We start from the raw sequence: 17,803 nt of genomic DNA, 5'->3' as shown, positions 1-17,803 counted from the left end.
TAAGCATTGTAATTTTTTCGAAAAATCTGTTTTTAAACTTGCATACATTTACAATTTACAAACCATAATAACCTTACATCCCATGAAGGAGTGATAAAACATGAGCAGAAGAAGTTCGAATACTTTAGTCGTACCGCAAGCAAGACAAGCCATTTCTCAAATGAAAACAGAGGCAGCACAGCAATTAGGTGTACAGTTCTCGCAAGATGGTTATAACGGTAATTTATCGACTCGTGATGCAGGCTCAATCGGTGGATATATTACGAAGAAGCTCGTCCAAATTGCTGAACAACAATTAGGTCAACGCAACTTCTAAACAACAGCCAAAGGCCCTCCGCTTTGTGGAGGGCCTTAACTACGGGGTGGTAAACCATGAATCAACCATTATCCATGAACTTATATGATCAAGTAAACCAATATTTCGAAGAAAGCTCAGACTTCGTCAAAGAGGATTTTCTCATTCATAACAGAAAAATTCAACTTTGCTATTTTGAATCTCTAGTAAACATTAATGAGTCTAGAAATTCTTTGCTTCTGCTCGAGCTCTATTCCAATGAATCGATCGATGTTTTCGATCAGATTTTTTCTACTTTTGGAGGGGCTTATGTGAAATCTCTAGATGAGATCGCACAATCATTATTACGAGGGAGAATTGGCCTCTTTTCTGAAGACGGTTCCACCATTTTAATGCTTAATTTATTGCATCCGCAAATCTCCCGAGCGATCAGCCCCCCTCAAACTGAAAGTGTACTATTATCATCATTCGATGCGTTTACGGAAGATATCAATACGAATATCGGCATGTTGCGATCCAAAATAACAGCCAATCATTTAATCGTCAGTTCTTATTCAGTAGGCTCGTTTAATCCCCGCCAAGTCAGCATGTTTTACATAAAAAGCAGGTCTCAAAAAAAATTTGTAAACCATATCAACTCCCTTTTGGAGAAACATAAAGACACTGAAATTGAAAGCATTCAAGATTTATCAAAAATGCTAGGATTGCCAAAGTACAGCCTTGTCCCTCCATTCCTTTCAACTGAGCTTCCTTCAGAATCCGTTCGGCATTTAATGGAAGGCCGCATCATCATTTTTTTGGATCATCATCCCTTTGCAATGGCTATGCCTGGTTTTGTGACCGATCTTTGGAGTATGCAAGGGGATCGCAACTATCCATTCGTTTATATGATTACCATACGCATGGTACGGATTCTCGGATTGTTCGTAAGCCTTCTAGCACCAGGTCTTTATGTTGCCTTGGTTGCGGTCAATCCAGAGGTTCTTCGTATTCAACTGGCTTTATCTGTGGCACTAAGCAGAGAAGGTGTACCTTATCCCGCACTCGTCGAAGCTTTGTTCATGCTTGGCATTTTGGAGATGGTTATCGAAGCGAGCATAAGACTTCCAAAGAGTATAGGACCCACCACTACGATGGTAGGGGGAATTATACTTGGCCAAGCCGTTGTTCAGGCAAAATTGGTCAGTAATTTATTAATCATTATTTTAGCTGCGACAACAATCGCCAATTTCACGTTAGTCAGCTACCAAAATGCGTATATGATTCGAATCCTAAAATACGTTGTTTTGTTAATCAGCGCGGTTTATGGCCTGCTAGGCACGCTCGTTGGGGTCGTCTGGATTTGTTTTTACTTATCAAGTATGACTACTTTCCACTACCCGTATGTGAACTCGAGTATAAAATCTGGAGGTTCTAATGAGTAAATTCGCACCATTAACTACATTTTTTTTAGTTCATATTGCTACCATTCTTTTAGTTTTCCCTGAAAAAACGATCGCGTCTACAAAAAGCGGTCATTGGGAGCCTATTTTAATCGGATTTATGTTGGAATGGATCTTAATGTGGCTGTATCTAAAAGGTCTTGCTGGTTTTCCAAAAATGGATCTTGTCGATATTTTTAATGAAATAACAGGAAAATGGGCTGCACGCTTCATTCTTGCCCCGTTGCTCCTGTTCTTCTTTATCGATGTTTGTGTCATTCTCCGGGTTCACTCCGAAATGCTGACCGTGACCTTCCTTCCAGAATATCCGCTATGGTCACTTGCATTATTGGTACTCGTGCCTCTATATGCGGCTTGGAAAGGAATTCTTACGATCATAAGAGCAACTCTTATTCTTTTTATCATTTGTATGCCAGTGACACTTTTTTCGTTTTTCACTTCGTTTGGCAATTTTGATTTAAAGAATGGTTATCCGCTGTTAGATAAAACCTTTTCATTCATGGCCAGCGCTGATTTTTACTCGAGTTTTATTGCACACTCTGGATTTTTGTTCTTAGGATTTATCCCTCTCTATAAATATCCAATATTAAAAAAAAGCAAATCCATTTTTTTAACTTATGTGAGTTTGCTATTTTTTTATATTGCTCTCGTTTATATTCCGCTTTTTATATTCGGCCGCGAAACCTCGTCTCGCTTTCAATTCCCAACCATCATATCCATGGATTCCATCGATATCAGTTGGATTATGTTTGATAGACTAACATTATTTTTTATTACCTGTACGCTCATTTCTGTTTTTGTTTATGCTGCTCTTCTACTTTGGATGATGATCCAATTAATTCAAAAGCTTTATCTCATTTCCTCTATACCCGTCATCGTGATCATTCTCGCTATTTCAGTCGTTGCGCTTGCAGGGTTTCTCCCCACTTGGAATGCTGTTCAAGTTCTCATCAATATGGATACATGGTTCCGCTTTTACTGTATTTTCGCGATACCTTTAGCTATTTTCATTATGGGTATGGTAAAAAGGAGGTAGCTGGCATGAGATATAAGCCTCTTATTGCGTTCATATTATTATGCTGCAGCTTCGCCGTATTAGGAGGCTGCTGGAATAATAAAGACATTAATAAACGTATGCTGCCTGTCATTATGGGAATAACGGAAGGCAAGGAGGGCAATGTTCAAGTTTTTTTACGCATTCCAAGCCAACAAAACAACTCAACAAGAACGCTGCAAGCAGAAGCCAAATCGATCGACAAGGCTGTTGATATGCTCCGAACCCATGCAGAGGAAAGTGTTGATTTATTGCACTTAAAGCTGCTGCTCATAAGCGAAACCACGGCAAGAAAAAGCATTAAAGACGCCATCGAATTTGTTATCCGTTCAAGAGAAATTTCACCGAAAGCATTAGTCGCTATTGTATCTGGAGATTTCTCACAGCTAATGCACGATAAGAAAAAGGTGAATATCGGTTTATCCGCTTATGATTTTTTTGGCAAGGAGTCTGGTTGGACACCGAATATTTCCATTATTCACATTTGGGAAGCCTACCGCGGAATGTATGTACAAACAGAGGATACTGCAATCCCACTTATTGCGAAAGGGGCTACTACGCCCTTTATGTCCCTTGGTTCTGCCATAATGAACAGGGATCGTATGGTCGGGAAAATGTCAATTGAAGAGACTCTAATATACAACCTTTACCAAGGTCAATATTCAGGAGGAACGGTTGAACTCATGAATAATGCAACCGTTATGATCGATAGCGCTCGTGTTCACAATGAAGCGAGTTGGTCTGGTTCCACTCCAAACATCAAGAGCCATATGAAATTAATAGGCGTTATTGAAGAAGAGAAGGGAAACCCTACGAATGCAGAGGTTGAAAAAGAGCTGGAAGCTTTAATGCTTAAGAGATACTCTAATCTACTCAGCAGACTTCAAGCTCATAAATCGGATATTTTGGGGCTGGGACAATATTACCGTAATAAGATGACGGAGAATCAAAGCGAAAACTGGAAAACAGTATGGTTTCCGAAACTAAAACAAGAGTTTACCGTTAAAGTGATTATTAGAGACAGCGGTGATATCAAATAAACAAAAAGTTGTCATTTGATCAGCTTCTGCCGAACGGGATAGAGCATCGTGAAATCGAAGGTTTTGATGTCTGAATAAGGAATAGTCAACGCATTGATTGGCTTGAGCGGAACCGTCTCCATGCCGAGTACACCATCACGTTTATCAAGCTCGTAGTCCGGTGACTGCTCCAGCCAGGAGAACATCTTCTCATAAACACCCCACATGCTCGTCTCATCGCCATACACGCGAGAGCTAGCACACAGTCCACCGCTAACTTCAAGCGCTTCAACGCCTTCAGGCACGATGCCAAACTCTTTAACCTTAAGACCGACCCAAAGTGTATCCACTTCCTTATCCCATTGCTGCTGAGGGATGAATACAAACGCTGATTGTACTGAAGTCAGCCGTTCATCGTCCAGCGGCACATGTTCAGTCAGCTTGCTCCAAGCCACCCTTGTACCACTCTTGTCTGGCGTCATTCCTGTCCGCACTGCCAGCGCCTTAAATGGCGCTACTTCGACCATCTCTATTTCAGTTTCCTCTTTCAAATGATCCGCTCCTCTCAGCCTATCAATCAATAATTCCATCTAAATTTTTACATAAAAGTAAACGTAATTGCAACTACTTCCTCAAAAAAACAGTTCCAACCGCTTCATAAAAACTTTAGCCGCACGACTCAAATATCGATCATTGCGATAAAAAATTTCTAACTCTCGCGTCGGTGAATGTTTAATCGGAATCGCACAGATATTCATCGAACGGAAGCTTTCAATCAATTGGCTTGGTTGTATGGTAGCCCCAATTCCTTCTGTTACGAGCTGAAACAAAGATGTAACAGACCCTGTCTCCATAATGGTGTGTATAGATATTTCTTGCTCTTTGCACCATGTGTCAATTAAATCACGTCCATAAAAACCTTTGGGGAACATTACAAAAGGGATCTCTAATAATTGTTCTGGCAAAATAATATCCTGCGCTGCCAAATGATGTTCTTTATTTACGTATAGGCTGTACGATTCGGTATAGAAAGGAATACGAGTTAACCTTGGATCTGACTGAATCGCTAGACCAACACCAATATCAACCTCATTGTTCAGCACTTTATTTGAAATATCAATCGATGGTATAACTTGAACCTTTGTATTTGGCAGTTCCCTGTGGAAATCAACGAGCAATGAAGTTAATCGATAATCGAGATCCGATGGCAGCACGGCTACTCGCAATTGACCAGCATCCAGATTGGTAAGATCGGATACCGCCTTTTTGGCGTTTTCTAATTGTTGAACAATGTTCAAAGCATAGCTTTCAAGAAGCTCTCCCGCCTCGGTTTTAACCGTTTTTTTACCAATCCGATCGAATAAAGGAACGCCTAGCTCATCTTCCATCACCCGTATTTGTTGACTTAACGTCGGTTGTGAAATCCCTAATTTGTATGCCGCTTCAGAGAAATGCAATTCATTGCACAACATAAGAAAGTATTGTAATTGTCTAATTTCCATAGTAACATCCCTTCTTTTATGATAGTTAAATGCTATCGTTTCTATAGAATATATAGTATTGAACTATTATAAATACAAAACTATAATGAGTGCAACAACCAAGAAGGGGATGTTTCCTATGCGTTATATGTATCTTATTTTAGTTATATTTCTTGTATCCTTGAATTTAAGACCATCGATTACTTCGGTCGGTCCATTATTTGATATTATTCAATCCCATTTAGGAATGAGCGGGGTCACCGTAAGTTTGATGACGACACTGCCCGTTCTTTGTATGGGGATATTTGCTGTTTTGGCGATAAAGCTGAATTCCCATTTAGGAATAGAAAAGTCATTGCTTGTGGCTATGCTCTTGATCCTGACAGCCACTTCCCTTCGTGTATTCGCAAATAGCAGTCTTTTCTTAATTACGACATCGCTATTCACGGGTATTGGAATTGGAATTGCAGGACCATTAATTTCAGGCTTTATAAAAAAACACTTTCCAAATAAGCCGGGCATAACAGGAGTATATTCTGTAGCTATGGTCATTGGGGCTGCGATTGCATCCAGCTTCTCTGTGCCTTTATTCCATAAATTAAATGAATCGTGGCAATACTCTTTAGGCTTCTGGGGTATTCTGGCACTGCCCGCTTCTCTATTGCTTCTCCCGCTATTAAAGAAAAAAGGAACAAATAGAACCGTTATTCCGATCTCATCCTTGTTCGTCAAAAATAAACGTGTACAGTTGTTTACCTTGTTTTTTGGATGTATGGCCGCTATTTTTTATTCGATAACTGCTTGGCTCGCTCCCATTGCTCAATCGTTAGGTTTAAGCCATTCGCAATCCGGTCTTGTCCTTACATTATTTACTGTTATTCAAATTCCTATTAGCTTCTTCATTCCAATGCTTGTAAGTAAAACTGGCCGTAGAAAAACTTGGCTGCTCGTATGCGGTGTTTCGGAACTGATCGGAATTGTTTTATTGCTTTTGCATTTTTCTCCATGGTTTGCTGCTGTTTTTCTAGGTATTGGTGCTGGCGGTCTGTTTCCACTAGCAATCCTTATTCCAATTCAAGAGGCTAAAAGTGCGGAAGAAGCGACATCATTATCAGCTGTCATGCAATTTGGCGGTTACTTATTAGGATGCATTGGCCCTCTATTTATCGGCTTCACATCCGATCTATTTGATAACTTTGCTCCGGCGCTAGCCGTGCTAATGCTCATCATCTTCATTTTGCTTGCTGCTAGTTTAAAGATAGGCGACAAAAAAGAAACAGTTTAATTATAGTCATTTATTATCTTTCAAACCTACCTGAACAGGAATTAAAATACAGTTATGAAACAAATTGTTTTAACTAGTACTTGAACGGAAAGGAGGAATAATCGATGGCAAAATCAAAAAGAGGACGAACGCTTTGGAACCTCCCATCACGCGGCAGAGGCACCTGCCCTACTTGCAATCGTACTAGAATCAAATTGCTTTATCCGCGAGCGACAAAAAACGGCTCATCGATCACGGTATGCAAACGCTGCATTAATGCTGATCAATCACGAGTAGATGCTGTAACTGGATAAAGAAATTGCTTACTAATGTTGCGGCAACCATATAAATAAGGCCTCTGCAGTTAGCAAAGGCCTTATTTTTTTATTCCTCTCCGATTATTCTGACTAAAACAGGAACAACTAACGTGATGCCCGCTAATATACTTACACCAATCGCTCCTCTAAAATTTTTCTGCTTCCAAAGCGAAGGAGCAAGGCTTCCCACATATACGCAGCCCCAGATCGAGAATAAACCTAAAATAGTAAACAACACAACATGCTTGCTCATGAAACCTGATCACCTTCAATCGCAGGCCCTACTTGACCACCATATCGCCGCATGACAAAGGAAATGTTAACTTCATACTTCATTTTCTTCAAATGACTGCTCCAATTAAAAGCATCCCACTCTTGCACCGATGAAAAAGTGGATACCACTCGATTGTTGATCCGATAACAATCGACATTCCATTGATGAATGGTCTTGTTCAACAATTTAAGGGCATCCTCATGCAATTGTTTTTGAATGGACTTCTCCAGTTTTTCTCGATTATTCGGCTGGGTATAATTCACTTTTGTTTGCACGCTGATCAGTTCTCCTTCCAATTTAACATCGAAGATTGCGGTAACTTGATCACCTTTTCTTTTTATTTTCAGCTTTGCTTGTCTATCGGCATTCATCGTCATGCTTAAATTGAGCTTCTTATCAGAAGGGTCATGGAAATCCCAAGTCGTTTCCTCCAATTCCCCGCGAAGCATATTGAGTATTCGTGTCTCCGATCCATTCAGATAACCAACCAAAGAGCTGCTTTTGTATACTGCACTACCGAAAAATTCTACAGGAACATCACCTGTACGTTTTATTTTCCCTGCATATTGATCACTCACAATAGGCTGTTTGGCATCTGGATTCAGATCTTTCTCATCAGAAGAAATGTTTGCTTTGCCTTTTTTAACATCAGGCCTAGGAGCTGATAATATAGAAATAGCACCTGTGCCTTTGCTTTCGACATCCATAATAAATTCATGAAAACGCGCTTGCTTCGGTATGGTGCCGCCTTGATTTTTGGGATCTAATTCAAGTTCAAACCAGAAGCTAACGTCCTGTTCAGTCGTTGGCTGAACAAATTGCAGGTAGTCCTTTGCTTTCCCTTTTACCGTAATCATATTAACGGTACGCCGAAATTCCCGATTACGAACCGCTTCACTTAATAGAGGCATGACGCCCTTTCTGGCCAGCCCTTCGCCTATAATGAGCGCTTTAGAGTGAATAAGCGTTAATCTGCGAGCAATAAAGCTTTGGCTAAGAGCGAGTGCAGAAGCCATATTGGAGCCTTCAATGGTATGTACAATGACAACTTTATTTCCCCCTCCGCCTGAGCTTTGACCCATATCACTGAGCTTTGGTACAGCAATAGCAAAACTAAATAAGAAATCATTTTGTGGGCCTTCATCCACACCGATTGCGATCACAAAAGCCATATTTTCCGGGTCCAGCCGATCCCAACAGCCCGATAAAAAAATCAGGCTCGTTACTGTAACCACTATGGTGTTTACAATCCGAAATGAGCGTCTCACGCTGGTCTCCTCCCTTTACGGATGATGCCTACCAGCCATGTCAGCATAGGCAAACCAATCGAAATGATTGAACCATAGGTTCTAAGAATGTCCCGATCCCAAGCGATGGCCGTCATCTCGCTGTCTGGCAGCATGGCAAAGCTGAATATCGTTATCGTCAGCGGAAACACGAGCGGCCGATGTCTTGGCAAGTGAAAAATTTGAGACAACGCTGAAGCTGTACAATATAAGCCCACCGCTAATTTAACGACTGTGCTGATTAACCAAACGATGAGAAACAAACTTTCCAAGCGCTGCAGCCATCGTCCATATACTATCAGCTTGCTAATTTCCATTAATGGCACGTTAATTCTCGAAGCTGTTGGATATGGAAAGATAAATAAATAACATATCGTTGTGCTGAGCAGCAGGACAGACGAAACGATGATACACCACCAAGCCACTTTTCCCCAGTCCTTCTGATGTCGCATTCTTGGCAGAAGAAATCCGAGTACAAGCAGCTCGGAAAATAAAGAGCTCTTAATTACACCCAAAAAAAGCACATGAGAACGACCAGTACCCCATAAGGGTGATAAAGCTTTGGGCTCCATATGTGTCATTAAACCACCGATTAGCAATAGATAAACGCTTCCTACAATGAGGAATACAGTTATGGAGCTGATTCGGCCAATGGCTTCGATTCCTGTATGTGCGATAAAGGCAATCGGTAATAAAAGCGCAAGTAGAATTGCCATAAGAGGTGTTCTAGGCAAAATTTCAGAGGATATGATTTCTGAAAATTCACGAAGCACGATGAATGTAATCATATAGAAAAAAGTACAGTACATCAGATTAACTGCACTTCCCAAAATCGGGCCTAATATGTCTTCCGTAGCCGTAATTAATGTACTATTTTCTGGACCATTGTTTATCACCCCTCTAATTGCCCACCAAGTAAGCGGACAGAACAGCATCGCAATAATAATAATAATCCAAGCTGCGGTGCCCCCTTCTTCTGCCAAAGACCTTTGGAAAGGCAAAAATATTTTTGTGATGATAAAAATAATGCCGATTGCAGTAGCCTCTCTTAATCCAATGTGATGCATTCTCACTTCTGCGCATCCCCTTGTTTGTTCGTCTCATCGCTTTCTGCCGCTTTACTGCTCGGAATTTTATTCGCATCTTTGGGACGGATCGAAAACGGACGATAAATTTGCTTATCGATTGCTTTTCTCAAAAATGAATCGCTGCTAGGTCTATGAGGTGTAAAAGGAGCTAGTACAGGAACGCCGAACGAATTTTCCGCTGCTCGCTTAGTCCAAAGCAATAATGACAGTAAAACAACGCCAACCAAGCCGAGATAAGACGCTGCAAGCAAATAAATGAAACGAAGCATACGTGTGGCGAACTGCATGTTATAGTTCGGAATCGTATAAGAAGCTAGCGCTGTTGTTGCCGTAATAATGACAACGATCGGGCTTACAATATTGGCTTGTACGGCGGCTTGCCCCAGTATCAATGCCCCAACGATACCAATCGTCGGACCGATAACGCTCGGAATCCGGACGCCCGCTTCACGAATGATTTCGAACATCAATTCCAGCATAAATATTTCTGCAGCTAGCGGAATCGGGACAACCTCGCGTGAACCGGCAATAGCAAGCATAAGTGTCGTCGGTATCATTTCTTGATGGAAATTAGCGACTGCCACATAAATACTTGGCAAATAGAGTGCAACAAAAAAACCGATTACGCGAATCGTACGGATAAAGCTGCTGTATGGCCAACGAAGATAAGTATCCTCTACCGTTTGCAGGAAAAGTGGAAAATGAGCTGGGACGATAAGAGAGAATGGTGAATTGTTCACCATAATACTTACATAACCATTGGCAAGATGTGCTGCGGTCCAGTCTGGTCGTTCGGTGCTGAGTATATTGGGGTAAATCGAATTCGAATGCTCCTCAATTAATTGTTCAATCGTGCCGCTATCGCCGATGTAATCATATCGAATGCTTGCAATACGTTTTCTAACCTCGGCTACAAGCTCTTCGTTTGCAATCGTTTTAATATAAACAATCGCTATTTCTGTCCGCGAGAGCGTGCCTACAAAACCAGTCTCCACGATGAGGTCTGGCGTCCGCAGTCTTCGTCTAATCATCGATAAATTTGTTTCTAGTTCCTCCGTAAACCCTTCATTTGCACCGCGTACGACAACCTCCGTTCTCGGGGTATCGATGGCTCTCTTTTCCCATCCTTTTACCACAACGAGTATCGCTTCAGCTACGTCATCAAATAAAATGGCAGCGGAGCCTGCCAATATACTATCTGTAATTCTTCCTAGATCCACTTTTGAGGTGACTTTTCCATCTTTAAATGTATCAGCCATCAGAACATCTATATCCAGATCTTCAACATGCTTCATCTCTATATTCATTATAGGTACCATGACACAACGATCCAGATGCTTCCAATCTACTTGTCCATCCATGAAAAGAACTGCACCCTTTTGCCCATGTTGTCCTACTGTCACTTCACGAACGATTAGACCACGATTGCGAGGATAGGTGAAATGAGCCTTAAACCATTCTAGATTTTCAGCGAGGCTTCGGGATAGACGTCCATAATCTTGAGTGTAATCACTTATCTGAGGCATTGTGGCGCCTTCCGTGGTCTCAAGATTTTGATCCGCTTCTCCACCCCAGTTTCCAAGTGAAAAGTCATTTTGGACAAAAGACAAATCAGCTCTAAAATATTTCCCTAATTTCCCTTTGGCTTTCATTTCATTCCACTCCCTTACGGAAGACTTTAGGTGGTTCCCCTAAGTTTCCCAGTCTAAGATGAGCGTAGTATGTACAATTACAGATATTGTTATTCTGCTCTGACCTAAGGTCCTCTTAGGATAGAAGCTCAAAAAAAAACTTCCCTCTATGCTGCCAGAAGGGAAGTTTTCCAATATGTATTCAGCTTCGTTCTCGTTTATACATCCATAAAGCATTATTTCAATTTAGCCGCCTTCGCCATATCTTTACTCTCTAATATGGAAGTCTCATAACCCTCGTTAACGATATGAATCATCGCTATGCCCAGTTCTCTTAACGTAATGACATGCTTCGGAAAAATAGGCCGCAAAACAGGGTACAGCCAAGTTAACAACCCATAAAAGCGATGGACGTTTTTTAATCCCTTTGTCGGATGTATGTAGCCTGGTCGAAACATATAAGCTCCTTTGAAGGGCAGTTTCAAAAGATCATTTTCCGTTTTCCCTTTCACCCGTGCCCACATGCTTTTGCCCTGTTCCGTGTTGTCTGTTCCTCCCGCGGTTACATAACAAAAGGTCATATCCTTGTTTAATTCGGAGAGCAGATTAGCTATATATAAGGTTAAATCATATGTAATTCTGCTGTATTCAGCCTCTTTCATACCTACAGACGATACGCCTAGACAAAAGAAACAGGCATTGTAGCCGCTTAACCTGGATTCAATACTAGATAAATCAAAGAGGTCCGGTAATATAATTTCTTTTAGTTTTGGATGGGTTACGCCACATGGCTTGCGATTTATGACTAATACCTGCTCCACTTCAGAGTGATTAAGGCATTCATGGAGCACCCCCTCTCCCACCATTCCAGTAGAACCAGTAATAATGGCTCTAACTTTCTTTCTCGCCAATGTATCGCTAGTCGGCATGGACATCACAATTCCTCCTCTTGAAAATCAGAGCTGGTTACAGCTTCGACACTCCTATGCTTATATTAAACGATCCATCCGCAATAATCATATCGATATTATGATTTAGGTATCATAATTCTTAAACATTCTTTCATATGAACTCAGCAAAGGCTGCCGTCTCGTTTAGGACGGCAGCCTTTGCTGTGCGAAATTTTATTCTCGTTATTTGTGAACAGCTTGCTTGAAGCTATACTTCGCAAGTACTTCTCCCCAAGGAGCATAACCTTCTTCTTTAAAACCAGCTTTTGAGTAAAGCTTCCTTGCTCGCTCATTTTCCGGTTTATATCCAAGGACAATAACATCCGTTCGGTCACTTGCGTTTTTTATTTCATCAATAACCAGCAGCATTGCTTTAGAAGCATGACCTTGTCCTTGAAATGCTCCATCAATCATAAACCGATAAATCCAGTAGTTCCCATCGTCTGGGTCAAGCCCAAACATTGTAAAACCAATCATTACCTCATCATTGTAAATCGCCCTCGTTACAAATCCTTTTAAAAATTGCACTTCAGCAATCGAATAAATATTAGGTGCGATATATTTTTCTTGCTCTGGTTTTGGTTTAAGCTGTGCACATTGTTCCCAATTACTAATGTCTAATGCCTTTAATGTAATCATTCCTGGATTCCTCCCTGTATTTCAGGAAAAACCATCTATCGGATTTCCCTAAGTGATAGACCTCTCGAACAAATCAATGATTTGAAACAGGTCATTTCTCATAACGCATCACTCCTTCTATAAAGATAGCTACAATACACATCATAAACGACTTATTCGCAGCTTGGGTAATAAAGAATGTCTATAACTGAAGTTTACTGAACTCAAAAATATCATTTATTTATCATGACAGATCTCGAGTCAATCAGTGCATCGTCGGAGAACTTAGGATGATATACAACCCCCAACATAAAAGTAAGGGAATGCAACAAGCAATTAAAATAATGATTACAACGGCTTTGCCTTTTAATTGTTTCTTCATCTATACCCTCCGAATGCTAAATATTCCAATTACAAGATAGACGACTAATCGCGAGCCTTTGTTGCGTTTAGGTATACAGCTGAGTGGAACCATTCATTCTTCTATCATCCTTATCCTGTTGAAAAACATACAAAAAAACGGATGCCACAGCACCCGTTTTTCCGCATTCGTATCGGCTTAACTACCTTTACTCTTTCTGAGTGTTTTCCATATACCATGGATTTAAATGAACAAGAACCTCTTCCACCATCGGATTTTGCGCTTGAATCACTCGTTTGATTTTTCTGCTAATGTCATGGCCTTCTTGTACGCTTAATTCAGCTGGTATGCCTACCCTTACATCAACAATAATGTAATGTCCGTGCTCTCTACCCCGTATTCGGTCAATTCGCTTTACTTCAGGAATCGACTTAACGAGCTCTGAAATTTGTTCCATGCTCACTTCATCAATATTTTTCTCCATTAATACGTCAACAGAGGTTTTTCCCATTTGAATAGCTAGCTTTAGGACAAAATAAGCAACAATGATTCCTGCGAACGGATCTCCATATTTTAGAAAATGAATATTGTAATGTTCACCTAACATGGCTAGAGCAATACCAATAACTGCTGCCAGTGATGCGTATACATCCGCTAAATGGTCATATGCAGTGGCGATTAAGCCGCTGCTATTCGTATTTTTGCCAATTCGCATAGTGTAAACATAAAGCCACTGTTTCCATACGAGTGAAATGGCTGCTGCAATGAGGACAAGCAGTGTTGCTTTATGTGGCGGTTCCATCATTGCCATTACGGAGTGATAGCCCATATAGAGCGCAGCAAGGACAAGTACAACCGCTACAATCCCTGCTCCGATAACCTCAGCTTTTCCGTGTCCATACGGATGATCCTCATCCGGCGGTCGCTTTGATATCATCATTGAGACTAATGCTGCTGCAGTTGCAAATACATCTCCTGCGTTATGAACGCCATCTGCAATAAGCACTTGGCTGCCAAACAGCAAACCAACAGTAAGTTTCATGACGGTCAATACAATGTTGCTAATTAAGCTGTTCCAAATCGCGAAAGTTGATTGCTTGTTCGTTGCATCCATTTGAGTAGTCAATCCTTGAGCACTTCCTATCTTCTATAGCCTTAAAGGTACCGTGTCATTATACAAAACGAAATTCATGTGGGTCTAGAGAAACAGTCTTGCCCCGTGTAAGAAATCTTCCCAGACACCAATAGAGTTTGAATAAACTAATTTTGTTGCTCATGCGCAAAACCCGAAAAATCCAATAGGATGAGATCTTTTATACCACATCGCATAATAAAAACAGATTTTAGACTAAAAAAAGGCTCCTGTAACTCTACAAATAGCCAATACCTATCTACTCGTTCATTCATAGAATAGTCAGTAAGAACCATCTACAGTCAAGCTGCTTTAAATAGTGATGAAAGAAAGGGATGCTGAGCTATTATGGGATGCGAATTGGGACGTGTCATCATTGAAAGAAACGAAGGCACGATTATTTTTGGGAATGTTGGCAGAATAAACATCAATATAACCAATATAGCCGGAAAAGGAAGCAGCAGTGATTCTAGCAGCAGCGATAGTGACAGCGGCAGCGATAATAGCGATTCTGGTCAGAATTCAACCGATTCCTCTGATTTAAGATCAATATCAGTTAATTTAACTAGAAAATTTCTAAAAAAGAAACGTAAATAGATTTAATAACAGCCATTTGGTTATCAAAGCAGGTCAATCAATAAAGGGGACAACGGATGATGAGACTTATATTAAATAGTCTCAGAGTGCCGCTGTCCCCTTAAAAATTCATCTGCTTCATCACTGATGGCCATAGCCTGTCCATCCTTCTTCTTACATAGTGTTACCAATTAACAATTCAATAATCAGTAGCTGATGTCGATTTTTGCGAGATTTTACAACATAGAAACAAGTTAGCCATAGTGCTGACACTTTTATTTTTTATACTGACTAAACAGACATCCCAAAGTTATATGCCACAGTACAAAAAGAAAGGACAAAAGAACCATCGTAATCAAAACATCTTACACAAAACGAGGAATTAGATCATGCGAAAACTTGCCATTTGTATTATTTTAATCATTGTTACTCAATTATCTGCATGCAGCAGCAGTCCAAATCCTATCCAAGCAACTGTAAATGACACAGATGAACAACTTGAAACAAATTTAATTACTGTAAAGCAGCCTTCCGAAATCGATGATGACAAAAATAATAAAACGATATATTTAACCTTTGATGATGGCCCCTCTTCAGCTACCAATGAAATATTGGACACGTTAAAGCTATTTCACGTGAAAGCGACATTTTTTATGTTGGAACCAAAAATGCGACAATCTCCAGAAATCGTTAAACGAATTGTAGAAGAAGGACATGCCGTAGCTTTGCATGGTGTCACACACAATAAAAATCGATTTTACCGTTCGGAACAATCTGCGCTGGATGAAATGAATCAAGCTCAAAAAACACTTGAGAAAATTACAGGCATCTCATCGGTTCTAATTCGTACGCCTTACGGCAGTGTACCTTATTTAACGGATTCATTCAGGAAGGTTTTAAGTGACAACGGGTATAAATTGTGGGATTGGAACGTGGACAGCAGCGACTGGTCTATTTCAAGCAAAGATTATATTAAAACGACAATTTCTCAGATACAAAAATTAGAGAAATATGATGTGACCCCTATCGTGCTCATGCATGACCTACCAGAAACAGCAAAGCATTTAACTAAACTTCTTACCAACTTAACAAACGATGGTTATGTACCAAAAAAAATCGAAGCTGACATGGAGCCCTATAACTTTAATTGCTACGATCGCTGTCGACGTGTGAACGTGGAAAGCTAAATAGGTTGCCGATTATATCGGCAACCTGTTCTTTTTTTGATGAACTTCCTCACGCAATTGGCGTCCCATTCGGAACGGGTTGATCAGGCTTTAAAAGAACTACATCACCCTCCGATGGGACTCCACCAATGACAAGCACCTCGGATTTAAAGCCCGCAATACGTCTAACAGGAAAATTCATTACTGCGGCAACTTGACGGCCAATAAGCTGTTCTGGTTCATACCGTTCTGTGATCTGTGCCGATGAATGTTTGACACCAAAATCCCCAAAGTCGATTTCTAATTTTATTGCAGGTTTTCGAGCTTCTGGAAAAGGTTCTGCATGAATAACCGTACCAATACGAATATCTAATTTCATGAAATCCTCAATTGTCACCATATTTGCTGCCCCCAATTAATAAAAAGTCGTGATTAAATACCTTCCAAGTTGAAACTATTTTTCCAGAATACCGAATTCACGTTTGTATGTAAATACCAGACCGCATGGATAGAGATGCCGTGCTCACGACCAGCGGACACATATATCATTTTATCCTTTTTGTAAACATTGAAATACGGCGGCCTTTTGTGAGACAATCATAAGGCACAATTGTTTTAGGAAGGCGTTTACATAGTTTGTGCAGCAACAAATAGAACACTCTTCTATTTGCGATGAATCCATTAAACAAAGCTAACCAATCTCGAAGGAGGACTTAAATCATGAGGACGATGAAGCTTGGAAGCAGTACACTAGAGGTGCCGGTGATTGCAGTCGGTTGCATGCGTATTAATTCGCTGGACAAGACCGGTGCCGAACGTTTTGTTCAGACGGCGCTAGATAAAGGTGCGAATTTCTTTGACCATGCTGATATTTATGGCGGTGGAACTTGTGAGGAAATATTCGCAGATGCTATTCATATGAACGATGAAGTTCGCGAGAAGATTATTTTACAATCAAAATGCGGCATTCGTCCTGGCATGTTCGATTTCTCCAAAGAACATATTTTAGAATCGGTAGATGCAATTTTGAAGCGACTGAGAACGGATTACTTGGACATTCTGCTTTTGCACCGTCCAGATACATTAGTCGAGCCGGAAGAAGTAGCTGAAGCTTTTGATCGCCTTGAAAGCTCTGGTAAAGTACGCCATTTTGGCGTATCCAATCAAACACCAATGCAAATTCAACTTCTGAAGAAATCGGTGAAGCAGCCTCTAGTCGCTAACCAGTTGCAACTAAGCATTACGAACGCGACTATGATTTCGAGCGGATTTAACGTAAATATGGAAAATGATGCTGCTGTGCACCGTGATGGCAGTATCCTCGATTATTGCAGACTGAACGATATTACGATTCAGCCTTGGTCTCCCTTCCAATATGGATTTTTTGAAGGCGTATTCCTTGGGAACGATAAGTTCCCGGAATTGAATAAACAAATCGATGAAATTGCTGAAAAATACAATGTTAGCAATACAACAATTGCTATTGCATGGCTTTTGCGCCACCCTGCGCATATGCAACCGGTTATCGGTACAATGAATCTTGACCGCCTGAACGATTGCTGCAATGCGAGCGAAGTTCATTTGACACGCGAAGAATGGTATGCCATTTATCGTGCTGCCGGAAACATTCTTCCTTAACAGAAGCATAGGGTGAGATATTCCGTCTTGCTACTATAAAACAAGGAAACCTCAAGCCGCTATGGTCAAGACCCCTATTTGTAGACATTGCAAAAAACACCTAGGCAGAAAGCTGACGTCTGTAAGCAACAGGCGTCAGTTTTTTTAGTTTTCTCTGCGGTCGCTCGTTATTATAGAAATGCAAATATTCTTCAATTCTCCTTTGTGCCTC

At 40.7% G+C, this 17,803-nt stretch carries 20 protein-coding genes; 9 read left to right on the top strand and 11 right to left on the bottom strand.

Going from position 1 to position 17,803, the window contains the following annotated elements:
- Nucleotides 1-100 precede the first annotated feature (100 nt).
- The 4 genes from AC1DPK_RS30730 to AC1DPK_RS30715 are packed head-to-tail and all read left to right on the top strand — an operon-like array spanning nucleotide 101 to nucleotide 3,831.
- A complete protein-coding gene (locus tag AC1DPK_RS30730; protein WP_339208485.1) occupies nucleotides 101-316 on the top strand; it encodes an alpha/beta-type small acid-soluble spore protein in 216 nt (71 codons plus the stop codon).
- Nucleotides 317-372: 56 nt separating this feature from the next.
- Complete coding sequence (locus AC1DPK_RS30725; RefSeq protein ID WP_477512623.1) at nucleotides 373-1,719, top strand: spore germination protein; 1,347 nt, start codon at nucleotides 373-375, stop codon at nucleotides 1,717-1,719.
- Complete coding sequence (locus AC1DPK_RS30720; protein WP_477512622.1) at nucleotides 1,712-2,773, top strand: GerAB/ArcD/ProY family transporter; 1,062 nt, start codon at nucleotides 1,712-1,714, stop codon at nucleotides 2,771-2,773. Before AC1DPK_RS30725 ends, AC1DPK_RS30720 begins: the two co-directional genes overlap by 8 nt.
- Before the next feature lie 5 nt (nucleotides 2,774-2,778).
- Nucleotides 2,779-3,831 carry a Ger(x)C family spore germination protein gene (locus AC1DPK_RS30715; RefSeq protein WP_441882031.1) on the top strand — a complete coding sequence of 351 codons (1,053 nt, stop codon included), beginning with the start codon at nucleotides 2,779-2,781 and terminating at the stop codon, nucleotides 3,829-3,831.
- A gap of 11 nt (nucleotides 3,832-3,842) precedes the next feature.
- On the opposite strand, the gene AC1DPK_RS30710 is transcribed toward AC1DPK_RS30715, so the two are convergent.
- Both AC1DPK_RS30710 and AC1DPK_RS30705 read right to left on the bottom strand, forming a co-directional pair.
- The gene (locus tag AC1DPK_RS30710) at nucleotides 3,843-4,361 is read right to left on the bottom strand and encodes a GyrI-like domain-containing protein (protein WP_477512621.1); all 519 of its coding nucleotides are present in this window, start codon (nucleotides 4,359-4,361) and stop codon (nucleotides 3,843-3,845) included.
- Between the two features lie 81 nt (nucleotides 4,362-4,442).
- Nucleotides 4,443-5,312, bottom strand: a complete 870-nt coding sequence (locus tag AC1DPK_RS30705; protein ID WP_441882025.1) for a LysR substrate-binding domain-containing protein — start codon at nucleotides 5,310-5,312, stop codon at nucleotides 4,443-4,445.
- A gap of 118 nt (nucleotides 5,313-5,430) precedes the next feature.
- Here AC1DPK_RS30705 and AC1DPK_RS30700 point away from each other — a divergent pair, with 118 nt between their 5' ends.
- Nucleotides 5,431-6,576 (top strand): MFS transporter, encoded by a 1,146-nt coding sequence (locus AC1DPK_RS30700; protein WP_477512620.1) that lies wholly within the window; start codon nucleotides 5,431-5,433, stop codon nucleotides 6,574-6,576.
- A 104-nt stretch (nucleotides 6,577-6,680) separates the two neighbouring features.
- Nucleotides 6,681-6,869, top strand: a complete 189-nt coding sequence (locus tag AC1DPK_RS30695) for a hypothetical protein (RefSeq protein ID WP_339208474.1) — start codon at nucleotides 6,681-6,683, stop codon at nucleotides 6,867-6,869.
- A 70-nt stretch (nucleotides 6,870-6,939) separates the two neighbouring features.
- Here the strand turns inward: AC1DPK_RS30695 and AC1DPK_RS30690 are convergent, their stop codons facing one another.
- The 7 genes from AC1DPK_RS30690 to AC1DPK_RS30660 all read right to left on the bottom strand — a co-directional run bounded on the left by AC1DPK_RS30690 (nucleotide 6,940) and on the right by AC1DPK_RS30660 (nucleotide 14,194).
- On the bottom strand, nucleotides 6,940-7,125 hold the full coding sequence (locus AC1DPK_RS30690; protein ID WP_441882019.1) for a hypothetical protein: 186 nt from the start codon (nucleotides 7,123-7,125) through the stop codon (nucleotides 6,940-6,942).
- The gene (locus AC1DPK_RS30685) at nucleotides 7,122-8,414 is read right to left on the bottom strand and encodes a Ger(x)C family spore germination protein (RefSeq protein ID WP_477512619.1); all 1,293 of its coding nucleotides are present in this window, start codon (nucleotides 8,412-8,414) and stop codon (nucleotides 7,122-7,124) included. The genes AC1DPK_RS30690 and AC1DPK_RS30685 overlap by 4 nt, the downstream gene beginning before the upstream one ends.
- Entirely contained in the window at nucleotides 8,411-9,499 is a 1,089-nt protein-coding gene (locus AC1DPK_RS30680) for a GerAB/ArcD/ProY family transporter (protein WP_441882206.1), read from the bottom strand. The genes AC1DPK_RS30685 and AC1DPK_RS30680 overlap by 4 nt, the downstream gene beginning before the upstream one ends.
- Nucleotides 9,500-9,501: 2 nt before the next feature.
- Nucleotides 9,502-11,172: a spore germination protein gene (locus tag AC1DPK_RS30675; RefSeq protein ID WP_477512618.1), complete on the bottom strand. Its 1,671-nt coding sequence runs from the start codon at nucleotides 11,170-11,172 to the stop codon at nucleotides 9,502-9,504.
- A 215-nt stretch (nucleotides 11,173-11,387) separates the two neighbouring features.
- Nucleotides 11,388-12,086, bottom strand: coding sequence for an NAD-dependent epimerase/dehydratase family protein (locus tag AC1DPK_RS30670; RefSeq protein WP_441882011.1), 699 nt, complete (start codon nucleotides 12,084-12,086; stop codon nucleotides 11,388-11,390).
- Nucleotides 12,087-12,284: 198 nt separating this feature from the next.
- Nucleotides 12,285-12,740 (bottom strand): GNAT family N-acetyltransferase, encoded by a 456-nt coding sequence (locus tag AC1DPK_RS30665; RefSeq protein ID WP_339208471.1) that lies wholly within the window; start codon nucleotides 12,738-12,740, stop codon nucleotides 12,285-12,287.
- Nucleotides 12,741-13,288: 548 nt separating this feature from the next.
- Nucleotides 13,289-14,194 carry a cation diffusion facilitator family transporter gene (locus AC1DPK_RS30660; RefSeq protein ID WP_477512633.1) on the bottom strand — a complete coding sequence of 302 codons (906 nt, stop codon included), beginning with the start codon at nucleotides 14,192-14,194 and terminating at the stop codon, nucleotides 13,289-13,291.
- 366 nt (nucleotides 14,195-14,560) lie between these two features.
- Between AC1DPK_RS30660 and AC1DPK_RS30655 the strand changes: the two genes are divergently transcribed.
- The gene (locus AC1DPK_RS30655) at nucleotides 14,561-14,809 is read left to right on the top strand and encodes a hypothetical protein (RefSeq protein WP_076270138.1); all 249 of its coding nucleotides are present in this window, start codon (nucleotides 14,561-14,563) and stop codon (nucleotides 14,807-14,809) included.
- A 368-nt stretch (nucleotides 14,810-15,177) separates the two neighbouring features.
- The gene (locus AC1DPK_RS30650; protein WP_477512617.1) at nucleotides 15,178-15,975 is read left to right on the top strand and encodes a polysaccharide deacetylase family protein; all 798 of its coding nucleotides are present in this window, start codon (nucleotides 15,178-15,180) and stop codon (nucleotides 15,973-15,975) included.
- 49 nt (nucleotides 15,976-16,024) lie between these two features.
- Here the strand turns inward: AC1DPK_RS30650 and csaA are convergent, their stop codons facing one another.
- Nucleotides 16,025-16,354, bottom strand: coding sequence for a chaperone CsaA (gene csaA / locus AC1DPK_RS30645; protein ID WP_441882001.1), 330 nt, complete (start codon nucleotides 16,352-16,354; stop codon nucleotides 16,025-16,027).
- A 320-nt stretch (nucleotides 16,355-16,674) separates the two neighbouring features.
- On the opposite strand from csaA, the gene AC1DPK_RS30640 reads away from it, so the two are divergent.
- Nucleotides 16,675-17,592, top strand: coding sequence for an aldo/keto reductase (locus tag AC1DPK_RS30640; RefSeq protein ID WP_430061836.1), 918 nt, complete (start codon nucleotides 16,675-16,677; stop codon nucleotides 17,590-17,592).
- Between the two features lie 100 nt (nucleotides 17,593-17,692).
- Here AC1DPK_RS30640 and AC1DPK_RS30635 read toward each other — a convergent pair whose 3' ends face one another.
- Entirely contained in the window at nucleotides 17,693-17,788 is a 96-nt protein-coding gene (locus AC1DPK_RS30635) for an IS3 family transposase (RefSeq protein WP_441878496.1), read from the bottom strand.
- Nucleotides 17,789-17,803: the final 15 nt, after the last annotated feature.

Source organism: Paenibacillus sp. 01T424 (genome assembly GCF_056398745.1).
Note: the sequence above shows the minus strand (reverse complement) of the source record. Positions and strands in the feature narration are given on the sequence as shown.

Coding starts and splice junctions, on each gene's coding strand:
- AC1DPK_RS30640 (WP_430061836.1), top strand. CDS start 16,675: ATGAGGACGATGAAGCTTGGAAGCAGTACACTAGAGGTGCCGGTGATT.
- csaA (WP_441882001.1), bottom strand. CDS start 16,354: ATGGTGACAATTGAGGATTTCATGAAATTAGATATTCGTATTGGTACG.
- AC1DPK_RS30705 (WP_441882025.1), bottom strand. CDS start 5,312: ATGGAAATTAGACAATTACAATACTTTCTTATGTTGTGCAATGAATTG.
- AC1DPK_RS30730 (WP_339208485.1), top strand. CDS start 101: ATGAGCAGAAGAAGTTCGAATACTTTAGTCGTACCGCAAGCAAGACAA.
- AC1DPK_RS30715 (WP_441882031.1), top strand. CDS start 2,779: ATGAGATATAAGCCTCTTATTGCGTTCATATTATTATGCTGCAGCTTC.
- AC1DPK_RS30680 (WP_441882206.1), bottom strand. CDS start 9,499: ATGCATCACATTGGATTAAGAGAGGCTACTGCAATCGGCATTATTTTT.
- AC1DPK_RS30665 (WP_339208471.1), bottom strand. CDS start 12,740: ATGATTACATTAAAGGCATTAGACATTAGTAATTGGGAACAATGTGCA.
- AC1DPK_RS30660 (WP_477512633.1), bottom strand. CDS start 14,194: ATGGATGCAACGAACAAGCAATCAACTTTCGCGATTTGGAACAGCTTA.
- AC1DPK_RS30650 (WP_477512617.1), top strand. CDS start 15,178: ATGCGAAAACTTGCCATTTGTATTATTTTAATCATTGTTACTCAATTA.
- AC1DPK_RS30655 (WP_076270138.1), top strand. CDS start 14,561: ATGGGATGCGAATTGGGACGTGTCATCATTGAAAGAAACGAAGGCACG.
- AC1DPK_RS30695 (WP_339208474.1), top strand. CDS start 6,681: ATGGCAAAATCAAAAAGAGGACGAACGCTTTGGAACCTCCCATCACGC.
- AC1DPK_RS30690 (WP_441882019.1), bottom strand. CDS start 7,125: ATGAGCAAGCATGTTGTGTTGTTTACTATTTTAGGTTTATTCTCGATC.
- AC1DPK_RS30720 (WP_477512622.1), top strand. CDS start 1,712: ATGAGTAAATTCGCACCATTAACTACATTTTTTTTAGTTCATATTGCT.
- AC1DPK_RS30725 (WP_477512623.1), top strand. CDS start 373: ATGAATCAACCATTATCCATGAACTTATATGATCAAGTAAACCAATAT.
- AC1DPK_RS30675 (WP_477512618.1), bottom strand. CDS start 11,172: ATGAAAGCCAAAGGGAAATTAGGGAAATATTTTAGAGCTGATTTGTCT.
- AC1DPK_RS30700 (WP_477512620.1), top strand. CDS start 5,431: ATGCGTTATATGTATCTTATTTTAGTTATATTTCTTGTATCCTTGAAT.
- AC1DPK_RS30670 (WP_441882011.1), bottom strand. CDS start 12,086: ATGTCCATGCCGACTAGCGATACATTGGCGAGAAAGAAAGTTAGAGCC.